The following is a 21,322-nucleotide window of genomic DNA, read 5'->3' as shown; positions in this document are numbered from 1 at the left end:
TTGAGGTAGTCTTACGCCTATGTTTAAGCCCAGCTCTAACGTGGAACCCATTGAAGTTTTGACCCAGCCCGAACAGCGCCGCCGGCGCTCCGTCGAGGAGAAGCTTGCGATAGTGCGCGAGACCTTCGAGCCCGGCGCAACCGTATCCAGAGTTACCCGTCGTCGTCAGGTGAATGCAAACCAGGTGTTCGCCTGGCGCAAGCTCTATCAGGACGGAAGCCTGTCAGCAGTCAGTGCCGGCGAGCAGGTGGTACCGGCATCCGACCTGGCCGAAGCGATGAAGCAGATTCGTGAACTCCAGCGACTGCTGGGCAAGAAGACGATGGAAGTGGAAATCCTCCGCGAAGCAGTGGAGTACGGCCGGGCAAAAAAATTGATTGCGCGCTCACCATTGCTGCCGGGGGACGACCGATGAAGACGGTCTGTGAAGTCCTGGGTGTGTCGCGCTCTAATCTCACGGTGAAATCAAAGCGCGACGCTGAATGGGTCGACAAGCGCAAGACGCCCGCCCGTGACGACATGCCGCTCGTTGCGGAGCTGCAGGGGCTGGTTGCTGATTTGCCTACTTACGGCTACCGGCGCGCCTGGGCCCTGCTACGGCGAAACCGGGACGCACAGGGGCAGCCTTGCGTTAATGCAAAACGGGTTTATCGGGTCATGCATACCCACGGCCAGCTGCTCGAGCGCCGCCCTCGACATCCCCAATCCACGCGCCGGCACGACGGCAGGGTCGCGGTGGACCGGAGCAATGCGCGCTGGTGCTCGGACGGCTTCGAATTCCGTTGTGGTGACGGCTCACCGCTGCGCGTCATCTTTGCACTGGACTGCTGCGACCGGGAGGCCATGAGCTGGGCTGCGACCACTGGAGGCTATACCGGAGACATGGTGCGTGATGTCATGCTTCAGGCTGTAGAAAACCGTTTCGACGGTGCGCTGAAGGCCGACAACGAAATCGAATGGCTCAGCGACAACGGTTCCTGCTACATTGCCGAGGAGACGCTGACGTTCTCGAAAAAAGTGGGCCTGAAACCCATCACGACGCCGGTCCGAAGTCCGCAGAGCAACGGGATGGCCGAGAGCTTCGTCAAAACGATGAAGAGAGACTACGTCTCGTGGATGCCCAAGCCGGACGCGAGAACGGCGTTGCAGAACCTGGCCATCGCGTTTGACCACTACAACGAGTCGCATCCGCACAGCGCCCTGAAATACCGCTCACCACGCGAGTTTCGCCAGCGAGCAAATTCACCAACCTAAGCGTGACCGCATGTCCGGTCATGCAGGGGCAAGTCCATGATCATTGCCCCATCGATTTACGTGCACACGCTCACTGAAAGGCTCTGACTGCTACTTGACAAGCTGCGCGAATCTGGCCAGCTCGATTTCTCATATGCGGCTGTCGATTCATCGTCCGTACGAACCGTTGGGGCGAGCCAAAAACTGGGCCAAACCCCACCGATCGCGCACGACCAGGGTCCAAACACCACGTCCTCGTAGACGCGATTCTGACCGCCGCGAACCGCAACGATGTCACGCAACTGCTGCCGCTGGTCGACGCTATCCCACCGATTCGCGGCACTCGCGGCCGACCGCTTCGCAAGCCCAAGGTCATCTAGGCCGACCGCGGCTACGATTCCGACTCGCATCGCCGCCGGCTTCGCGAGCGCGGCGTCAGACCGGTCATCGCCAAACGCCGCACCGAACACGGCTACGGCCTCGGCAAATTCCGTTGGGTCAGTCGAACGGACTCATTCGTGACTCTATGGCTTCCGTCGTCTTCGCATTCGCTTCGAACGCCGATCTGACATTCACGAAGCATTCCTCAAACTAGCCTGCTCACTCGTCTGCTGGAACATCTTCAGCCGAACTGCACAGCCTTTTTGAACTGGCCTTTAAGAGGTCCCCGTGCATTATCTGGACACGGATTCACGGACTCGGATCGCCCCTGTCAGGGCACTCGAGCGCGACAAGCATCACGCGTGGCTTCGACACATGCGCAAAGCGATCGGACAATCTCGTCTAGCGGCGTGCCGGGCCCGAATATCGCGGCAACACCCATTCTGGTCAGAGCAGGCACGTGCGCGTCGGGAACGATTCCGCGAAGCACGATTTTGCTCGACAACCCGCGCGAAGCCAGTACCTCGAGCAGACCTCCGACGAGTTCGAGATGCGATCCTGACGGCGACGAGATGCCAATGACATCGACGCGTCCTGCGTCGGCATGATCTGCAATCGTAGTCGGCTGTTGAAACAAGGGCGCCAGCGCGACGTCGAATCCCGCATCCTCGAGCGCGGATGCGACGACAGCGGCCCCTCGGTCATGACCATCCTGCCCGAGCTTCGCATCGACCTCACGAGCTTGATGCCCGCCGGTCCGGTCGTCCGCCACAAACCGGTTGACACCGACAACAACCTGGCGGGCTGCGTCAACGTCTGCCTGAGTCGCCGCCGCCGCGGCCTGGACGCGGCGCTTGATCCAACCGGATTCGATCGCTTCAAGAACGCCGCCTCGTTTCTCGAGTTCCGCCAGTTCGATACGCACGCGCGCCGCCAGGTCACTGGTGAGCGATTCCATCATGTACGATCCAGCCCACGGATCAGCGGTGTCGCGCAGCCCCGTCTCATACTGCAAAATCAGCTGGGTGCTACGTGCAAGCCTCGCAGCGGCGGCTGACGGCAGCGCAAGCGCCTCGTCGTATGCGTTCGTGTGAAGCGATTGCGTGCCTCCGAAAACCGCCGCCATCGCCTGCGCGGTCACACGCACGATGTTGTTTTCGGGTTCTTGGGCGGTCAGCGACCAGCCCGAGGTCTGGCAGTGCATTCGCAGCGCCCGCGCTTTGACCGATTCGGCGCCGCACGCAGCAGCCATCTCTGCCCACAACAACCGGGCCGCTCGCAATTTCGCGATCTCGGTATAGAAATCGCTGCCGACACCGAAAAAGAAGCTCATTCGCGAGCATGCTTCATCCGGATGCATGCCGTGGACTTTCAGCGCATCGACATACGCGCGCGCGTTTGCCAATGTCAGCGCAAGTTTGAGTACTGCGTCGGCCCCCACCTCCTGAAAATGATATCCGGATACCGACAATGCATTGAATCGTGGCGCGTGCCGCGCAAGCCAGGACGCGACATCTGCGACGATGCGCATCGAGGGCTCCGGCGCGAAGATCCAGGTATTGCGGACCACGTATTCCTTCAGAATGTCGTTCTGGATCGTTCCGGATAATCTTCGAGACGGTACCCCCTGCTTTTGCGCTCTCCGCCGCTTTTATCTGGACCTGCTGATTCTCAACAGGCCTCAGGAGGAATCGATCTGCGGCCCATCGCCCGGAGGTGGAAACACATGCCAGCATCCGTCATCGTGCCGAAAAAAATATAGCGTTCGCACGCCGTCCGGCTGGGGGGGCGCGAGGCGTACGCGGACATAACGTCTGCGGCCCAAACGAGTGCGACTGAATTCGATTACGCGGACCGGAACCGTTGGACCTGGGGCGAACCATTTCTCGACCTGGAAACGTAGGGACTGCGCATTCACGCCTTTCATACCCGTCTCCGTCACCACGGTCATTGTTCGGCGAAGCCGGCTAAGGGACCGACAATTATCCTGACAGCCGATGCGATAGCGGCGCGTGTTACCGGGCTCCAGTGCGCGTCGCCACGAACTTCGCTCCTGGCTGAATGCGTCGAGAGTCCCCCGCGCGGCGTGCGATTCAAACCTGGATGGCGGCGATGCGATCAAGCAATCGCTGCAGTCGTTCCTGTTGGGCTTGCGTAAGCCCGGGCGTCGCATATACCTGAAGAGATCGACCGTACCAGTAGGCTTTAGGGAATAACGTATCTGCCCATTCCGAGCTTAGGGCTCGCTCGAGATGGACAATTGCGCCGTCGATGGTTTTTGCGTGTACGGATTCATACTCTCTACATTTCCATTAAACTGCTTCATTGCGTACCCTCCCGGTCGAGTCCGCTTGGTCGGGGCGGCGGACGTCGCGTTGATATTGCTCCTGGCAATCTCCGCCACTTGTTTCGTAGCTTTCTTTTACAGAGTTATTAGTCATACTGATCGCCTTGGTGAACGCCTTCCATGTTGCCACGGCGGTTTCGCTTCCAGCCGGTGCGTTCCTCTCAAACTTGTCGGCGAACTCTTGCGGCTCACGATAGTAGTGCTGGAGCTGTGCTTTACCCGCCGCCGCGAATTAACCTCGTGTTCTGGAAACGATTGAGTAAACGTGGCGCCAGTACGATTGCAATATTAGACGACGGGTGGCTATGTCTTTCGGAAAAGTGTCATAGGAATCAGACAATCGTGGGTAGCTGGGGTAACCCGACCGTGCGCGTCCTGCACCCCGCAGGCCAGCGCGATCAGTTGCAGCCGCACTTCCTGCGTGATGCGAGCCGACCGACCGCTACGCTCGCCCTCCCAGATACCTCGTGCACCTTGCCGCGCAACACGCTGGCGCCACTGGCCGACCGTTTGCACGGACACGCCCAGTTCCTGCGCGATCGCTGCGCCTGAGTGGCCCTCATGGGCCATTAACGCGATGCGCGCCCGCGTCACATCACGCTGTGCCGCCGTCGTGCGCCTGATCAGCGCCTGCAGCTCCTCTCTGTCCTTCCTCGCCGGCTTCACTAACGTGGCCTACGACCTCGCAATATAAGCAGTACTTCGCATATCGATCTCGCTCGCACTTCGATCCTTACCGCGACAAAGCCTCCACGCTTCCTCCCCACGCCCGTTCACCCTCACGCAGTTGCGCTGCGCTCGCTGTGATCAACTTACGGTGGAACTTGCACCCACAAGAGTGCGCCCATGCTGGGCGCACAAAAAAAGAGCCCGCTCGCGCTGGGCGGCAGGCTCAAAACTCCGAGAGGATCCGAGGGCTTATCTGACCTCCCCTCGGAGGGCCAAGTGGGATCATAGATCGACAGCCACGTATCGCGGACGAGATTGGCCGACTGAGCCACCGTGTTGACCGAATGCGACAACAGAATGCGGTTCTCCAATCTGCTCGGCGACCTGTGAGCTTGGCATCGGCAACGGCATCCCTGCGATCTCCGATCAGCGCAAGTAAGGCATTTCGTACGTTTCGTGAACGCGAGCGGAAGGCCGACGGTCTACAGGTTGGATAACGGGAGCTGTGTAAAAGTTGGTACCGGTAAGGGCGCCGCTGCCACCGGTGCCGACTTTGAAAATCCAGACCGCGTTCGGGTTGCCCTGTCCGTCGAGCGTCAACGTGGCGCTGCTGAACGTCACCGCCCCCGTACCACCAGGCGCCGCACTCAGGACTGCGAAGCTTGATACCGTACCCAGTGCTGGTATGGTTTGAGCCCGTGCCCACGGAGCTGTGGAAAGTGACGCGCCCAGCGCAATCAGGCACGCAAAGAGATGTTTTTGACAGTAATTCCCAGCAGGTCTCTCAAAAAAATTCAGAAATAAACAGGAAAATCACATACGGATATGCGCTGAGTAGCCACAGTCAATAACACATGCACAACTCGGCATCGCAGGCTAACGATGCATGAAACATTGTTCACTTTCAACGACTTGATAATGGTTCGAGCCCTCAGTGACGCACAGCTATCCCATGCACTGCTATGGCGCCTCTCCTGCCGTTCAATGCCCCAGCCAGTTGAAGGCTGGGGACATTGCCGAGGAGGTCATGCGATGTAAGGGCGCCTGGGTGATAAACCCAAAAAAACAATCGAACCTGTCTGGAAGGTTTATTGCGTTTAAAACGCGCTAGCTGCGATTCGCAAAAAAGCGTTGCGTCTTTGCGTGATTGCCAGCTTTACCTGCAATCTGTCAATCAATCGCGAAATAACTATAGACTCTTTAAGTCAAATATTTCGGACATTTTTTTGGCGATTTTTGAATGTGCATGAAGATTCATGATCTGGGCGTTAGGTATTCGCCAACAGCATTGTCAAAATCCGCCAATGCAAAACCGGATACTGATCCTGGCCGGGACCGTCAATCCAGATATGGTCCGGAAACGACAGAAACAAAAAACCCGCGTACGCTGGTGATATCTTTCCCATTTAGTCGTGCAATCTTCCGGGGAACGCGACATGACATCTCACCGTCTGCCTGAGTACCGGGCTGCGCGTCGCGCCGGCGATATCAATGCGACCATTGCCACCGGCACAGCTACGTCAGTTTTTGAGGAAGTCGCCCGCGTTGCCGCGGCGATTTGCGAGGTGCCGATCGCGGCGGTGACCTTGCCGGGCGTAGACTTGAACTGGCTCCATTCAGATGTCGGACTATCCGCAGAAGCGTGGATGGCCGCTGAAGCAGCATTCTGCCGGCTCGTTCCGGGCAACGATCAAGGAATCGAGGTGGTCGATACGGCTGACGATCCACGCGTTGCCCAGAATCTGCTCGTCTTCGATCGACTTGAGATCCGGTTCTATGCGAACGCGCCGATCATTCTCCCGATGGGGCACTGTATCGGTGTGGTGTCAGTAGCAGCATGCGCGCCCAGACACCTGACTCATATACAACGAGCCGCACTGGACGGCCTGGCTCACATTGTCAGCTCCTGTCTACTCAATCTGTCTACGGGCGCCCTCGCCGGCAACTTGTCCGGAAATGACTCCGATGTGAACACGCTCCCTGAACAGGAAGCAGACCTTATCGTGCTCGCCAGTTCCGGTGGAGAGATTGGTTACATGGGCGACGCCTCCGCCCGCTACGGAGACGGCTCCTCGTTGAGGCTTTTAGGCACCAACCTGCTTGACACCGTTGCCGATGAAGACCGCGCATCGGCGGCTGTGGCTCTGCGCGACGCGATGACGCGTCGATCAGGCGCGACGCTTGTCGCCCGTATGGCCTCAATGGATAACGCCGAGCGATGGGTGCACTGGAACTACCGGCCGATGTCAGACATGGCTGGACGGACCGTCGCGATCTATGCCGTGGGACGCGATGTTAGTGAACGCAGGCGCGCCGAACAGGCGTTGACCGAGAGCGAGCGGAGATATCGCGAACTCTACGAACGCACGCCGGCGATGCTTCACTCGATCGATATGCAGGGCAAGCTCATGAGTGTGAGCGACCTATGGCTTCACACGCTTGGGTATAGCCGGGCTGAGGTACTGGGGCGCTCCTCATCCGAGTTCCTGACACCGGCATCGCGCGAGTATGCACGTCAGGTGGTGCTTCCCGAATTCTTCCGTGTTGGCCATTGCCGCGACGTCGAATACCAGATGGAGCGGAAGGACGGGGAAGTGATCGACGTATTGTTGTCCGCCGTTCTCGAGAGGCAGAGCGATGGCACGCCATGGGGATCCATGGCCGTTATCGAGGATATCACTGACCGCAAGAAGATCGAGGCGACCCTGCTCGAGAGCGAGGGCCGATATCGCGCGCTGTTTGAGCACATGCAGGTGGGATTCGTATTGCTGGATATTGTTAGCGACGCAAACGCGAAAGTCGTCGACTTACGGTTCATCGCGGCAAATCCGGCAATTGCGAGGACGAGCCGTATTCCGTCCGAACTCATGATCGGCAAGAACGTCTCGGAGGTGTTTGCAGGTCCGGCTGATCAGGGATGGGACTGGCTCGGCACGCTGACTTCGGTTGTACTAACCGGCGAGCCAGTTGCGCGACAGGATCTACCTGCAGCGGGCGGCGGCTGGTTTGACATGGTTGCATATCGTCCCGGACCCAATCAGTGTGCTGTTCTGGTCCTCGAGACGACTGAACGCAAACAGATGCAGGCGACCCTGGCTGAACAGCATGAATTCCTCCGGATCACGCTGCATTCAATCGGCGACGGCGTCGTCACGACCGATCCGGACGGTCGCGTCACCTACCTGAATCCGGTCGCGGAGCGGCTAACTGGCTGGCTCGTTGCCGAGGCGCGCGGCCTGGACCTTGAGGACGTATTTGATGCCCGCAACGAATCGACTCGCGTACGCGCTCCAAGTCCCGCTATGCAGTGTCTGAGCGAGAACCGCGTCGTGAGCAGCACCGACAATTCGGTCCTCATATCACGGGGGGGTACAGAACATGCGATCATGGATTCCGCTGCCCCGATCGTCAGTACGATTGGAGAAGTCCTGGGTGCCGTACTGGTGTTTCACGACGTGACGGAAGAACGTCGGCTCGCCAAAGAAATGAGCTACCGTGCCACGCATGACGCCCTGACCGGGTTGCTCAATCGCGCAGAATTCGAAACGCAACTTAACCGCGTGCTATCCCACGCACGCGAGGCCGGCAGTAGACATGCCATGCTGTACATCGACCTGGATCAATTCAAGGTTGTGAACGATACCTTCGGTCATATCGCCGGCGACCAGTTGCTGCAGCAGGTGACGAACCAACTGGGACAGTGTATCCGGAATACCGACACCCTGGCCCGGCTGGGAGGCGACGAGTTTGGCGTCATACTGGAGCAGTGCGATACGGAGCGGGCCCATTGGGTCGCTTCCCGGATCTGCGAGCACCTCGACGAATTCCGGTTTGCCTATAACGAACGGCGCTTCCATATTGGCGCAAGCATTGGTCTGGTGCCCATTGACGATCGCTGGCCGACGACTGCGGCTGTGCTCCAGGCTGCCGATAATGCATGCTACGCCGCCAAGGACGCCGGACGTAACCGGGTGCACGCGTGGTTCGACGCAGATAAGGCCGTACTTGCACGGCACGGCGAGATGCAGTGGGTCACGCGTCTGGAGCAAGTCCTCGATGAAGACCGTTTCGAGCTTTATGCCCAGCGCATACAGGCGCTTGGTCGCGAGGAGAGCCACGTTCGGTGCGAACTCCTGTTGCGTCTGCGCGAGCCGGATGGGAATCTGGTCCTGCCCGATGCTTTTCTATCAGCGGCTGAGCGCTTCCACATGGCCTCACGCATTGATCGCTGGGTGGTCAAATACGTATTCACATGGATGACCCGCAATCGCGACCAGCTGAACCACGTTGACAGTATCGCGGTGAACCTCTCCGGCCAGTCCATTGGCGACCACGCCTTCCATCGGTACGTGTGGGATCTGGCTGACGCATTGCAATTCGACGCGCATAAGCTTTGCTTTGAAGTAACAGAGACAGCGGCGATCACGAACCTGTCGGTGGCAACGGAGTTCATCCAGTCGCTGCGATTGCGAGGCATGCACTTCGCCCTTGACGATTTCGGAAGTGGCGCTTCATCGTTCGGTTACCTTAAAGCGTTGCCCGTGGATTACCTGAAGATCGACGGACAGTTCATTACCAATCTGGCACATAACCTCATTGATCAGGCAATGGTACGGTGTATCTGCGATGTGGCAAAGGCAGTCGGCAAGCGAACCATTGCGGAATTCGTCGAAACATCAGCCGTCGCGGCATTGCTGAGAAACATGGGCGTCGACTATATACAGGGATACTTCGTCCACGCACCTGCTCCCATGGAAGAAGTTCTTGTTCATGGATTTGATGCACGTAGTTGACAGGCGACAAGGTCCCCCTGGGAGCCGCTGTGCAGGTAGTGGCTTGTGCAAGAGGCACGAAAAAAAAATGCCTGCCGGAGGGTAAGCGGCAGGCTAACCTTCGAGGGAGTTGCACATCTGAGAGACCCTCGAATGGACCGAGGAACAGTGTAGGGTGAACAATCGCACGACGATCACCCGTGGCGGATTGGGCCAAGCTGTTGACTGAACAGGACAAAGGCGCATTCGCTTAAATCGGTTCGATGGGCCGTGGGACGTCGAATTTCCAACGACCCGACGCTGACTCCCCGCGGCTCCCGCTCCTGCATCGCATTCGCGAATGGCGGATTACACCAATCGCTTGACGGAATCGACGTTACCTCCCCTCTTAAGATGATACGACCAGACCCGTCTCGGCCAGACGCCGTGTCTCTCGAGGCGCGCAGCCTTACGCAATGCAATCGATGTTCAACCGACTACCTGAGCAGGTGAAGGTGGCGGCGTATTGCTGAAATGCATTGGCGGGATGTGCGGGACCGCCACGAAATGCGCAGGACTCCCGCAGATATCACAACCAGGAAAAAAACGATGGTGAAGCGAATCGCGGTAGTGACGGGTGGCATGGGTGGACTTGGGGAGTCGATCAGTACAAAGCTGCATGACGCGGGTTATTCGGTGGTGGTCACACACTCGCTGAACAACCTCGGCGTCGCTGACTGGCTGGCCGACATGGAGGCTAGTGGACGAAGCTTCCGCGCTTACCCGGTAGACGTCACCGACTACGACTCATGTCAGCACTGTGCAAGCAAAATCCGGTCTGAGATTGGCCCCGTCGATATTCTGGTGAACAACGCCGGCGTCACACGGGACATGACGCTCCGGAAACTCGACAAGATCAACTGGGATGCAGTCATTCGGGCCAATCTGGATTCGGTCTTCAACATGACCAAGCCGTTGTGCGAGGAGATGGTCGAACGCGGTTGGGGGCGCGTCATCAACATTTCCTCGGTCAACGGTTCGAAAGGATCTATCGGCCAGACCAACTATGCGGCGGCCAAAGCTGGCATGCACGGTTTCACCAAATCGCTGGCGCAGGAAGTGGCGCGCAAGGGGGTAACCGTCAACACCATTTCACCTGGCTATCTCGCCACCAAGATGGTCACCGCTATTCCCCAGGAGATTCTGGATACGAAGATCCTGCCGCAGATCCCCGTCGGCCGGCTCGGCAAGCCCGAAGAAGTGGCAGCGCTTGTGCTCTATCTATGCTCGGACGATGCCGGTTTTGTAACGGGGTCCAATCTCGCCATCAACGGCGGCCAGCATATGCACTGAGTCCACGGCAGATCGACTGATCGCACGCACCGCAACCTTTCACCTGGGCGTCGCGGTGCGCTCAATCAGGCTCGGGCCATCCCGCCTGTCCGCCCAATTTCATGCCCACCTGCCTGAGCACGGGTCTTGCGCAGATCCTCCGTTGCAGCAGGCACCATGCGCGATACGAAACGGCCTCGCGAGGTCAACAGTACCTCCTCCCCGCTCTCCTGTGACAACAGCTCGCGAACGAGCAACGCTTCTGGTGCGTCGCAGCCCATAAACGAGCAACGCGAGAAGGTGTCGGGCCGCATTCGCCAACATCAGGTCGCATTCGGACACTCGATGGCGGAAGTTTTAGTCGTTCTATAGGATCGACCCCAACGACTAGAACTCCTCAGTAAAGACCCGGACATTGCAGCGATGAAAGATGTGATGTGGGACAACAGGATAGTGAAGCAGTGACGAGTGGTGGGCGACCCTTGAGCCTTTGCCATAGAAAGTGCCGCGTTCTCTGCACGGCAGCAAGCCTCGGTTGAACCGCCCCAATGATGTCAAACAGCACGGTCCTTTTGCTGCGTACAGGTATCGCCAGGGAGATTGGCCTTGTCGCAACCGGAGGTTTGCCAGGGCGGCCGCGGCGGCGTCCACTACGGCTTTATGCCGAAGAGCTACAAGCACGCGCAACGCAGGCGGATTGAATATCTGCAAGGCTCGACGTTTCGATATCCGGACTGCGCTGCCCCGGTCCGCCGTCGCCAGATGCGCCAGGACCCTTGTGGCCGCTCCCTCTCCTATTCCGTCAGCCGGGTCAACCCAACACCGCCCAGGCGGATCGCGTTAGTGCGTAAAGCGGGCACCGGATCTGCCACGCCCATACAGCGTTTGGCCTTGCCACGTGGCGGTCAGGCGTGGCCGTGTTGTGTACGTTCGTGCGTGCCGACGACACCTTCTTGTTCGTCGAAAGAAGCTGATGGTATGGAGCACATCCACGGAATCGGTCTGCTCTATCGCGCGATCCCTGCTTTGCAACCTCGCCCGTCAACCGGTTTATCGCTAAAAAGGACTCAGCAGATTGCGCGCAAATCGACCTCAATTCGCCCCGCAAGCCTTGGCACTCGGCGCTGCACTGGCATTTTCCGGGTCGGCGCATGCTGTCGATCCGGCGCTGAACTCGCTTGGCCAGGCAGGCGGGCTGGTGATCCCCTATGCGTTCGCATTGCCGGAAGGTGTTGGCGAAGCACAGTACAACGATTACATCGCCCCCCGCTACGGCAAACAGGCGACGGGTTCTCAGATCTACTGGGGTGCGTTCGGACTCCTGCCGTATGTTGAGCTGGCTGGCGGGTTGGTGAACTATCCGGGGGATGTGCCGGCGCCGTATGCCGGCGCGGACCACTTCATTTTTCGTCATTTGATAGCCGACGTTAAACTGGAAGTACCGCAGTTCTTCAAATATCAGCCGGCCATTGCGTTCGGCATGACCGACATCGGCGGTCAAACCCATTTCTTTCGCTCCAAGTACGGCGAGGTGTCACAGCCCTTCGGGCCGCTCAACCTGACAATCGGCTACGGGCAAGGCGATCGGCTTGACGGCCTGTTTGGAGGTGTCCAGCTGTCGCTCTGGCAGACGGGACTGTCGCTGCTGGCGGAAGATGACTCGAAGACACCCTACGCAGGCGTGCGTTATCAGTCGCCCCGCATTAGCTGGCTAGCCGACGCCAACATCATCGGTACGGTGACGCGCGCGCTCAGATCGACAGACGGTGTATCGCCGCGCACGTCGATCTCGGTGGGAATTCAGATACCGCTCGGCAAGCGGTTCAGTCCACAGCGCTGCGCAGGCGGTCTGTGCGACGATACCAACGCTCAGGTACAGCAGGGACCGACCGACCCAGGTGCAGGTGCAGGTGCAGGTGCAGCTATCGTGCCGCGTAGCTTGCCGCCGCCTCACGAACTGGCCGTGGCGGAACACCCGAATGATGTTGCCCAAGAAGCGATTTCATTTGTGCCGCCGCTGCAGTCCTACGCGTCCGTCGTCGTGGCCGATGCATCCCCTGCGGTGCCCGCTGAGCGCACGCCGGTCATTCCCGAGCCGGTGGACACCTCAGCGCTCGATTCGATCGCTGCGCAACTGTTTGCCGCGGGCCTCGAACACGTGCGAGTAGGGATCAGCGGCCAGGATCTCATCGTCGAATACGAGAACCACCGATACAACCAGAACGAAGCTGACGCGCTCGGCATCGTGCTGGGTGTGGCGAGCATCAATGCACCGCGTGGCATCAAGCGAGTTCATGCGGTAGTCAAGAAGGCCAATGAACCGCTCGCCGACGTTGCCGTCGATCGCGAAGCCTACGCACAATTCCTCGCCGGGGGGGCACCCGCAGCGGCAAGCGCATCGATGACGATGCGAGCGCAACTGAACTATGACGCAGACTCGATTGTGTGGTACGGCAATGACCGGTACCACGGGCTCACGCGCATTCAGATCTCACCCGTTACGAGCTATCTATACGGCACCGAATATGGAAACTTCGACATTTCGGTTGGGGCGAATATTGAAGGATTCGTTCCGCTTTGGCGGGGTGCTGAGCTGTATGCAAGCTATATTGCGCCGCTGTACAACACGAAGAACATGGACGACGGTCGCGTGTTCAGCCAGTACCGTCTGCGCGGCGGGCTGTCCAGTGCGGCGTTGGCACAGAGTTTCTGGATCATGCCGCAAGTCCTGAACGTGGCCGCCGTGGGCAAGTTCGACTACCAGTACGTTGGCATCGAGAACGAAACCACGGCATTTGTCCCAGGCCGTCCAGACATCGTCCGACTGCGTCTCGCGTATCTGCACCAGGAGCCCGGCCGGGAGACGCTGCCGCACGAAACGAACGCGATGCTCACCTACAGATGGGTACAACCTTCGTGGAAGCTATGGATCGAGGCTGGCGTGGCCCGCTATGTTGGGGGCGACAAGGGCCCGCTCATCACGCTAACGCGCTGGTTCGACGATGTATCTGTCAGCGTATATGGCGAACATAGCGGCCGAGGCAGCTTTGCAGGCGCAGCCATCAGCTTCCCGCTCACGCCGCGCCAAGGTATGAAGCCGGGCATTACCCAGGTCTCTGGCTCCGGGGCGTTTGCACTGGACTTCCGCACGCGCGTGGGCTCGACCAACTACCTGACGCCTGATGCAGCGCAGAACCTGAGCTTCGCGTATAGCACCGACCAGGTTCTTCTGAACCAAGGGCGCTTTAGCGCGGCGTATTTCGCGACGCAACTCTATCGAATGCGCGACGCGTACGACCGTTATGCAAGACCTCACGACGATCCGTCGAAATTGGATCGTCATGGCGAGCCAGCCGGTCCTTCTGCTGCGATAACAGTGGCGCCGGCCGGTGCCTGTGAAGCCAGTTTGCAGGATGTGACGAAAGTGCAGGCTCAGTTGCCTGCCAATTGCGAGTGACTTTCTTTTGGAGAAAATCGATGAAGCTATTTGACGCCCGCGCGTGGCGCACGCTGCAGTTTGGATCAATTGCGCTGGCAAGCAGCGCGCTCGTTGCGTGTGGCGGAGGCGGTAGTTCGCCCACTGCGACCATCCATGGAACGGCGGCAGTCGGCGCTGCACTGGCTAATGCGACCATCCAGTTGAGCTGCAAGAACGGCTCAGGTAGCACGACTTCGAATTCAAGCGGATCTTATTCGGATACGTTCAGCTTCGACGGCCCGTGTCTGATTACAGCGACAAGTGGTTCGATCGTCCTCAATTCGTTTGCTTCCGGTGCTGGGACATACAACGTTACGCCGCTCACGCAGTTGCTTCTGAGTTACCTGGCCGGACAGCTCGGCACGACGCTCAATGGCTTGATTGCCGGCATCACGACCAATCCGACCTACCAGAGTGCGCTGACGAATAGCACGGTGATAGCAAACGCAGAAAACGCCGTCGCGCAACTGATAAAAAGCACATATGGCGTGACGTTGTCCACGAACTCGTTCTTGACCGTATCGTTCACGCCAGGTCAACCTGGAGCCGACGCGGATCTCGACACCCTGCAGACGGATGGGGCGATTACGAGTGAAGGCCAACCCGCCGCATCTCTTGCGGCCGCGGCAGTTGCCGCGGGCGCTGCCGCGCCCATTTCAGGTGGCTCCGCGCCAGGCAAGACAACCGGCGGTACGGGTGGCACTGGCGGAGCGGGGACGTAGACGAGGTGTCTGCCTGCCGGCCCCCAAGACGAGCAGGCTTTTTTTCCCTCGGGTCGAGCCTGTATAGAGGCGATCACTGACGTCTCCAGTTCGCAGCCTCAAGGCGAGACAGTGAGCCTATCCATCAACCAACCTGCGGCACGGCCAGATGCTCTTCCAGGTATGCCCGGAAGTCTTCGCTAACTTCCGGGTGCCGCAGTGCGAACTCGACGGTGGCCTTCAGATAGCCGAGCTTGCTGCCACAGTCGAAGCGCCTGCCGTGATATTTGTATGCCAGCACCTGCTCGTCGGCGAGCAGCGACTGGATCGCGTCCGTCAACTGCAGTTCGCCGCCGGCGCCCGGCTTTAGCGCGCGCAGGTGTTCGAAGATCCGCGGCATGAGCACGTAACGGCCCACCACGCCGAGGTTCGACGGCGCAACTTCCGGCGCCGGTTTCTCGACGATGCCCGACATCTTGATGATCGACTGTTCCCACTGCTTGCCGTCGACGATACCGTACGACTTCGTCTCCGACGACGGAATCTCTTCGACGCCGATCACCGAGCTGTGATAGTGGTCGAACACCTCGATCATCTGCGTCATCACGGGTGGTGTGCCGTACAGCAAGTCGTCCGCGAGGATCACCGCAAACGGGTTATCGCCGACCAGCTTCTCGGCGCACAGCACCGCGTGGCCGAGGCCGAGCGCCTCAGGCTGGCGTACGTAGAAGCAGTCGACATGGCTCGGCTTGATGCTGCGCACTGGCACAGAAGAATTAAAAAAGCCTACCCTCCTGAAGGAGAGCAGGCTCAAGTTCCGAGGCACATCTGCTCGTCCTTCAGACGTCGTTAGGGACCCATGCTGGAGCAGTCAAACCAGGCAACTTCTGAAATCGCAATCGTTTGTGCAACCTGAATCAGGCTCACTCAATATGTTTTGTCCACCTGACAATTGATCTTATGATGACAAATGCCCTTCTTCAGGCACTATTCGGCAAATCTCAACTATCGAATTCCATCCAGCGAATATAAGCTTGTCATTCGATACGATGCAGTGTTCTTTAACAGCGCATCGCACCGCATTATATGGCGTTATATGGCATTGCACACAAATCGTAATCCGCGGTCTTTATGGCGGCTAAACCGCCATTACCGCAGACAGATCGGTTATCACGACGTGCTCATGAGACGCTTGCTGGCGCGGTACTCGGTTGGCGTTGTCGCAAGATGTTTGCGGAAGAGTTTCGCGAGCCAGCCACCACCCCCAAGTCCGCAACGGCGCGCGATCTTGTCGACCGGCAGATCGGTTTCGACAAGAAGGCGGCAACACATGTCGAGCCGCACATACGACAGATACTCGGACGGCGTGACGCCCATTTCGATCTTGAAGCGACGCAGGAAGTTTCGCTCACTCATTGCGGCAACCTGCGCCGCCTCATCGATGGAGATCGGTCGGTCGCCATTCGCCTCCAGCCACTTGGCCGATGCCTGAATCTTTTCGCTCACGTAAGCGGGTGCATTCTCGCGGATAGTCGCCGTAAAGCGCGTCTGATGGGGCCGAGGCAGGACGTGATCTTCGATCAGGCGCGCGATTTCAGTACCAAAATCTTCCTGAACGACCGCCAGCGCACTGTGCAACGGACTAGCGAAAGCCGTCGAGACGCCAACGGTGGGAGCACAGTGTTGGAAGGTTTCCGAAGTGCGTCCGCCCCCCCAGCGCTGGCTGCTGCCAGCGCGTCCGAATCCGGCGGCTTCGAGCAGCAACCGCCCTTCGCCGATCGGGACTACCAGTCCGCTGCGCGGGCACTCGCGACGCAGCCAGGTAGTCAGGCGTTCATCACGTGTTGCATTGCGCACCCCGCCTCCACCGCCAACAAATAACGCGTGGAAACCGTCTGAATAGCGACGCGCCTCGACACCTTCGGTCCAGACGAACACGGAAGACGAACTGTCAACCCGGCCACCGGCCGCCGATATAAGGCAAACCTTGTACCGTATCTGGCCGCCCTGTGTAGTCTCTGTCTCGGTGAGCGCATTCGCCGACTGGAATATTTCCAGGACTGTGGCTGCTTCCGGCAACGCAAAGCCGCTGAACAAGACTATGCCGATATTTCTCACCGTGCGCGCGTCTTGCAGAACGTGTAGCCGCGCTACGCTGTTACTGTGAACCGCCTCCATCATAATTTTTCCCCGGAATTTAGTGGACGTTCCAGCTTGCGTTGAGCTGGATTTATTTACGGATTTTATCCTACAAAAAAAACTGCCCTTTCAATATGTACTGGCCGAATCTCTCCACATGTTGGCGGTTTTAGGCAATGTGAAAGATGGATGTAATTTGCATGCACCAGAAATGGAGATTCCCCAAAGTTGGGCGTGATCGAAAAAAACCGAAAGATAAGCAAGCGAATTTCGGCTCGAATCGGTGGCCATCGCAAAGATAGCATTGAAATTCAAAATGAGTTCAGTAAGCGATTGCATTCAAAATGGGCGTTGTTGCATAAATCCGGCTGCTGCGTGTTGGGGGCGACGTTTACACGCAACAAACGGAACGGTACTGCTGGTTTTACAGCCGAGAGCCACGTCGACCGCTCGATTAACGGCCCGGCTGATTTCGTTCAGACCATGCGGTCGGCACGTTCACGCTGCTGGAAGCGACCCGCTCGTACTGGAACACACGGAGCGATGCCGACAAGGCAGCCTTCCGCTTCCTGCACGTTTCGATCGACGAAGTACCTGGTTCGCTGTCCGCAACGGATCCGCAGTTATCGGAAAGCTGGATCTTATCCGGAAGAACTGGAACGTTTAAGTTAGCGTCTAGCACTTTTTGGAACCGACTCTCGACGGAATCAACCAACGTTTTGGCGGAAGCGGTTAATTCAAATCGAGGATCCTCCTTCATGAGATTCCCGATCCCCGTTTCCACCGTCTACAGGGCCGACTGAATGCGCGGCATACCACTCGTCGTCGATCTTGATGGCACATTGATTCGCTCAGACATCCTGATCGAATCCGGGCTTGCCTATTTGAAAGCAATGCCGCATCGGTTCTATGAACCGCTTCTTTGGCTCACGCGTGGCGGCAAGTCAGTGTTGAAAGCACGCCTCGCCGACGCGACGAACGTCGATGTTACCGTCTTACCCTATGACGCGACCGTACTTGAGTGGCTAAAGGCCGAGCGCGATGCGGGCCGCTCGCTGGTGCTCGCCACTGCGAGCCACGAGCGCTATGCGCTAGCCATCTCTACGCACCTAGGCCTTTTTGACCAGACATTCGCATCACACGATGGCCTCAATCTGTCCTCGCACAAGAAGCGCGAAAAGCTTGTCGCCGAATATGGAGAACAGGGCTTCGACTATGCCGGCAACTCGCACGACGACGTCGAAGTCTGGCGATCGGCCGAGCGCGCCTACGTGGTCAACCCCGGCAACGGCGTCGAGCGAGCCGCACGCAAGATCGGGAACGTTGAGCGTGTGATCGAGTCACGCCCGCCCGCAGCGAAAGCGTGGGCCAAATCGCTGCGGCTGCATCAATGGCTGAAGAACCTCCTGATCTTCGTGCCCTTGCTGGCCGCACACAAATTGTCGTCCCCGGAATCCGTCTTTGCGGCCCTATTGGCATTCTTCACGTTCGGCCTGTGCGCTTCAAGCGTTTACCTGCTCAACGATCTGCTTGACCTGGAAGACGACCGCCATCACCCCGTCAAGCGCAAACGCCCCCTCGCTTCGGGTGCGTTGCCGCTCACCGGGGGGCTATGGCTGATCCCTGTCTTACTTGTCGGCGCATTCGCTGCGGCATGGATCTTCCTGCCCTGGCGCTTCTCCGTCGTGCTGCTCGGCTACTATGCACTGACGCTTGCTTACTCGATGTTCCTCAAGCGCCAGGTAATCATCGACGTAGTCGTGCTCGCGATGCTCTACACGATCCGCATCATCGCGGGCACTGCAGCCGTCGGAGTGCACCTGACGTTCTGGCTTCTCGCCTTCTCGATGTTCATTTTCCTGAGCCTTGCCCTCGTCAAACGATACGCCGAATTGCATTCATTAAAAGCGCGTGGCCTCGTCAAGACTCGAGGGCGCGGGTACGACGCGAGCGATTTGCCGCTGATCTCGTCGCTCGGTACGGCATCGGGCTACCTGGCGGTGCTCGTACTTGCGCTTTATATTCAGGATGCAAAGACGGCCAGCCTGTACCGTCATCCTCAAGTGATCTGGCTCGCCTGTCCGCTACTGCTCTACTGGGTCAGCCGCACCTGGATCATTGCGCACCGCGGTTCGATGCACGACGACCCAATCGTATTCGCCGCGCGCGATCGTATAAGCCTCGCCATCGTCACGCTTTGCGGTCTCGTTTTTTGGGCGGCGACCTAGTCGATGAGCGCCGCGCTGTCCTGGGGGCGCTACCCCAACTCGCCGCAGGAAGTACACGCCGTCGCATGGCGTGACGCAGCTCGCAACGCGTGGGTCGAAGCCAGCCGCGAACACGGCACAAGCCTCGTCTTCGGCAATGGCCGCAGCTATGGCGACAGTTGCCTCGCCGCCTCGGGTCATGTCGTCCAGACGTTGTCGCTCGATCGCCTGATCGCGGCAGACTGGCAGACCGGTGTGCTGCGCGCCGAGTCCGGCGTCACGCTCGAACAGATTCTGAATGTTGCCATTCCGCGCGGCTGGATGCTGCCGGTGACGCCTGGAACCAAGTACGTGACATTGGGCGGCGCCATCGCCAACGACGTTCATGGCAAGAATCATCACGTGCGCGGTACGTTCGGGCGGCACGTACGCCGCTTTGCGCTGGCACGTAGCGACCGCACCCAGTTCGAATGCGCGCCGGACGAGCAGTCGGAGTTCTTCTCCGCCACGATCGGCGGACTCGGGCTCACCGGCATGATCTTGTGGGCGGAAATCCAGTTGATGCCAATTCGCTCGAGCATGATCGATGTGACGAGCATCCGCTTTGCGAATCTCGACGAATTCTTTGCGCTTTCCGAACGACTCGATGCGCTGCATGAATATAGCGTGGCCTGGGTCGACTGCCAGAGCCGAGGCTCAGCGCTCGGTCGCGGCATCTTCATGGTCGGCGACCATGCCAAGGACGGACCGCTTGAACTCGCGAGCAGGAAGAAGCGCACCGTGCCGTTTACGCTGCCCATCCCCGTGTTCAATCGGGCCACTCTGCGCGTCTTCAACGAGCTTTATTATCAGAAGCAGCAAAGCAACGAAATCCGCGCGACGGTCAGCTACGACGCCTACTTCTATCCACTCGACAGCCTGCTGGAATGGAACCGCATATACGGCCGCGCGGGGTTTCAACAGTATCAGTGCGTCGTCCCTCCGGGCGCGGCGCGCGACGCGAGCCGCGCGATCCTCGACGCTATTGCCGGGAGCGGCACCGGCTCGTTCCTTGCCGTGCTGAAGCGGTGCGGCGACGTGTGCTCGCCGGGTCTTTTATCGTTCCCCCGGGAGGGCACGTCGCTGGCCCTCGACTTTCCGCAACGCGACGCGTTGAACACACGGCTCTTTGCCCAGCTTGACGCGATCGTGCGCGAGGCAGGCGGCCGCATCTATCCGGCCAAGGACGCGCACATGCCGGGTGCCGACTTTCGCGCCGCTTACCCTCAATGGCAGCAACTCGAAGCACTACGCGACCCTGCTTTGCTATCGCGCTTCTGGGAACGGACCACTCGACCATGAAAAACATTCTTATTGTTGGCGCCACCTCGGCGATCGCTATTGCCTGTGCCCGCCAATGGGTCAAAGAAGGCGCACGCTTCTTTCTGGTTGCCCGCAACGGCGAGCGTCTCAAGCAGGTCGCGGACGATCTGACCGCGCGTGGAGCGCAACTCGCGGCCTGTCATCAACTCGATATCGATAGCCTCGACAGGCACTTCGGCATGCTCGAACGCTGCGCGAGCGAACTCGGCGCGCTCGATATCGTGCTGGTGGCGCCCGGCACATTGCCGGACCAGGCGGCGTGCCAGGCGGATCCCGCTGTGGCGGCGCGCGAATTCAATACCAACGCGGTTTCCGTGATCGCTTTGCTGACGCCGATCGCCAATGTTCTCGAAGCGCAGAAGCGTGGCGCGCTGGCGGTGATTTCCTCAGTGGCAGGCGACCGCGGGCGGCCTTCGAACTATCTGTACGGTAGTGCGAAAGCGGCGCTTTCGGCGTTCTGCGAAGGTCTGAATGCACGGCTCTTCAAGGCCGGCGTCCATGTGGTGACAATCAAGCCGGGCTTCGTCGCTACGCCAATGACGGCAGGACTGCCGTTGCCGGGGCCGCTTGTGGCGACACCTGACCACGTGGCGACGGACATCGTGCGCGCGATCGAGAAGCGCAAGGATGTGCTGTACACGCGGTGGTTCTGGACGATCATCATGTTGATCATTCGGTCGGTACCGGGATTCCTGTTCAAGCGCGTGTCGCTGTAACTCGCC

General features: G+C 59.1%; 11 protein-coding genes and 4 pseudogenes. 10 read left to right on the top strand and 5 right to left on the bottom strand.

All coding sequences use genetic code 11. From position 1 onward, the window contains the following. Window positions 1-19 precede the first annotated feature (19 nt). Together AYM40_RS25360 and AYM40_RS39020 are read left to right on the top strand one after the other, a co-directional pair. Window positions 20-1,254, top strand: a protein-coding gene (locus AYM40_RS25360) for an IS3 family transposase (protein ID WP_236721080.1) whose coding sequence is annotated in 2 segments (ribosomal slippage) — window positions 20-374 and window positions 374-1,254 — 1,236 coding nt in all. Because the reading frame shifts where the segments join, the coding sequence is not laid out codon by codon here. 87 nt (window positions 1,255-1,341) lie between these two features. Beyond that, a pseudogene (locus AYM40_RS39020) lies at window positions 1,342-1,881 on the top strand (IS5 family transposase); the annotation flags it as partial. A 64-nt stretch (window positions 1,882-1,945) separates the two neighbouring features. Here AYM40_RS39020 and AYM40_RS25350 read toward each other — a convergent pair. The 3 genes and pseudogenes from AYM40_RS25350 to AYM40_RS43835 all read right to left on the bottom strand — a co-directional run. Further along, window positions 1,946-3,253, bottom strand: a pseudogene (locus tag AYM40_RS25350) (methylmalonyl-CoA mutase family protein); the annotation flags it as partial. 1,011 nt (window positions 3,254-4,264) lie between these two features. After that, window positions 4,265-4,627 (bottom strand): helix-turn-helix domain-containing protein, encoded by a 363-nt coding sequence (locus tag AYM40_RS25345; RefSeq protein ID WP_063498945.1) that lies wholly within the window; start codon window positions 4,625-4,627, stop codon window positions 4,265-4,267. 429 nt (window positions 4,628-5,056) lie between these two features. After that, on the bottom strand, window positions 5,057-5,251 hold the full coding sequence (locus AYM40_RS43835; RefSeq protein WP_420488508.1) for a hypothetical protein: 195 nt from the start codon (window positions 5,249-5,251) through the stop codon (window positions 5,057-5,059). Between the two features lie 1,025 nt (window positions 5,252-6,276). On the opposite strand from AYM40_RS43835, the gene AYM40_RS39005 reads away from it, so the two are divergent. The 4 genes from AYM40_RS39005 (at window position 6,277) to AYM40_RS25320 (ending at window position 14,913) form a co-directional block, all read left to right on the top strand. Continuing rightward, the gene (locus AYM40_RS39005; RefSeq protein ID WP_158515324.1) at window positions 6,277-9,423 is read left to right on the top strand and encodes an EAL domain-containing protein; all 3,147 of its coding nucleotides are present in this window, start codon (window positions 6,277-6,279) and stop codon (window positions 9,421-9,423) included. Between the two features lie 567 nt (window positions 9,424-9,990). Further along, window positions 9,991-10,734: an acetoacetyl-CoA reductase gene (gene phbB / locus AYM40_RS25335; RefSeq protein ID WP_063498944.1), complete on the top strand. Its 744-nt coding sequence runs from the start codon at window positions 9,991-9,993 to the stop codon at window positions 10,732-10,734. A gap of 1,054 nt (window positions 10,735-11,788) precedes the next feature. Further along, window positions 11,789-14,170: a YjbH domain-containing protein gene (locus tag AYM40_RS25325; protein WP_063498942.1), complete on the top strand. Its 2,382-nt coding sequence runs from the start codon at window positions 11,789-11,791 to the stop codon at window positions 14,168-14,170. 20 nt (window positions 14,171-14,190) lie between these two features. After that, on the top strand, window positions 14,191-14,913 hold the full coding sequence (locus tag AYM40_RS25320) for a hypothetical protein (protein ID WP_063498941.1): 723 nt from the start codon (window positions 14,191-14,193) through the stop codon (window positions 14,911-14,913). A gap of 124 nt (window positions 14,914-15,037) precedes the next feature. Here the strand turns inward: AYM40_RS25320 and AYM40_RS25315 are convergent. Together AYM40_RS25315 and AYM40_RS25310 are read right to left on the bottom strand one after the other, a co-directional pair. Beyond that, window positions 15,038-15,655 (bottom strand): annotated as a pseudogene (locus AYM40_RS25315) (UTP--glucose-1-phosphate uridylyltransferase); the annotation flags it as partial. 407 nt (window positions 15,656-16,062) lie between these two features. Next, window positions 16,063-17,073, bottom strand: a complete 1,011-nt coding sequence (locus tag AYM40_RS25310) for a GlxA family transcriptional regulator (RefSeq protein WP_335341234.1) — start codon at window positions 17,071-17,073, stop codon at window positions 16,063-16,065. Window positions 17,074-17,454: 381 nt separating this feature from the next. Here AYM40_RS25310 and AYM40_RS43830 point away from each other — a divergent pair. From AYM40_RS43830 to AYM40_RS25295, 4 genes and pseudogenes are all read left to right on the top strand, one after another. Further along, window positions 17,455-17,666, top strand: a pseudogene (locus AYM40_RS43830) (GDP-mannose 4,6-dehydratase); the annotation flags it as partial. A 168-nt stretch (window positions 17,667-17,834) separates the two neighbouring features. Next, window positions 17,835-19,259, top strand: a complete 1,425-nt coding sequence (locus AYM40_RS25305; protein WP_063498939.1) for a UbiA family prenyltransferase — start codon at window positions 17,835-17,837, stop codon at window positions 19,257-19,259. Window positions 19,260-19,262: 3 nt separating this feature from the next. Next, the gene (locus AYM40_RS25300; protein ID WP_063498938.1) at window positions 19,263-20,579 is read left to right on the top strand and encodes an FAD-binding oxidoreductase; all 1,317 of its coding nucleotides are present in this window, start codon (window positions 19,263-19,265) and stop codon (window positions 20,577-20,579) included. Then, a complete protein-coding gene (locus AYM40_RS25295; RefSeq protein WP_063498937.1) occupies window positions 20,576-21,316 on the top strand; it encodes an SDR family oxidoreductase in 741 nt (246 codons plus the stop codon). Before AYM40_RS25300 ends, AYM40_RS25295 begins: the two co-directional genes overlap by 4 nt. Window positions 21,317-21,322 lie beyond the last annotated feature (6 nt).

The organism is Paraburkholderia phytofirmans OLGA172 (assembly GCF_001634365.1).
Taxonomy (GTDB): Bacteria; Pseudomonadota; Gammaproteobacteria; order Burkholderiales; family Burkholderiaceae; genus Paraburkholderia.
The sequence above is the reverse complement of the archived record's forward strand: the minus strand, read 5'-3'. Positions and strand labels throughout refer to the sequence as shown.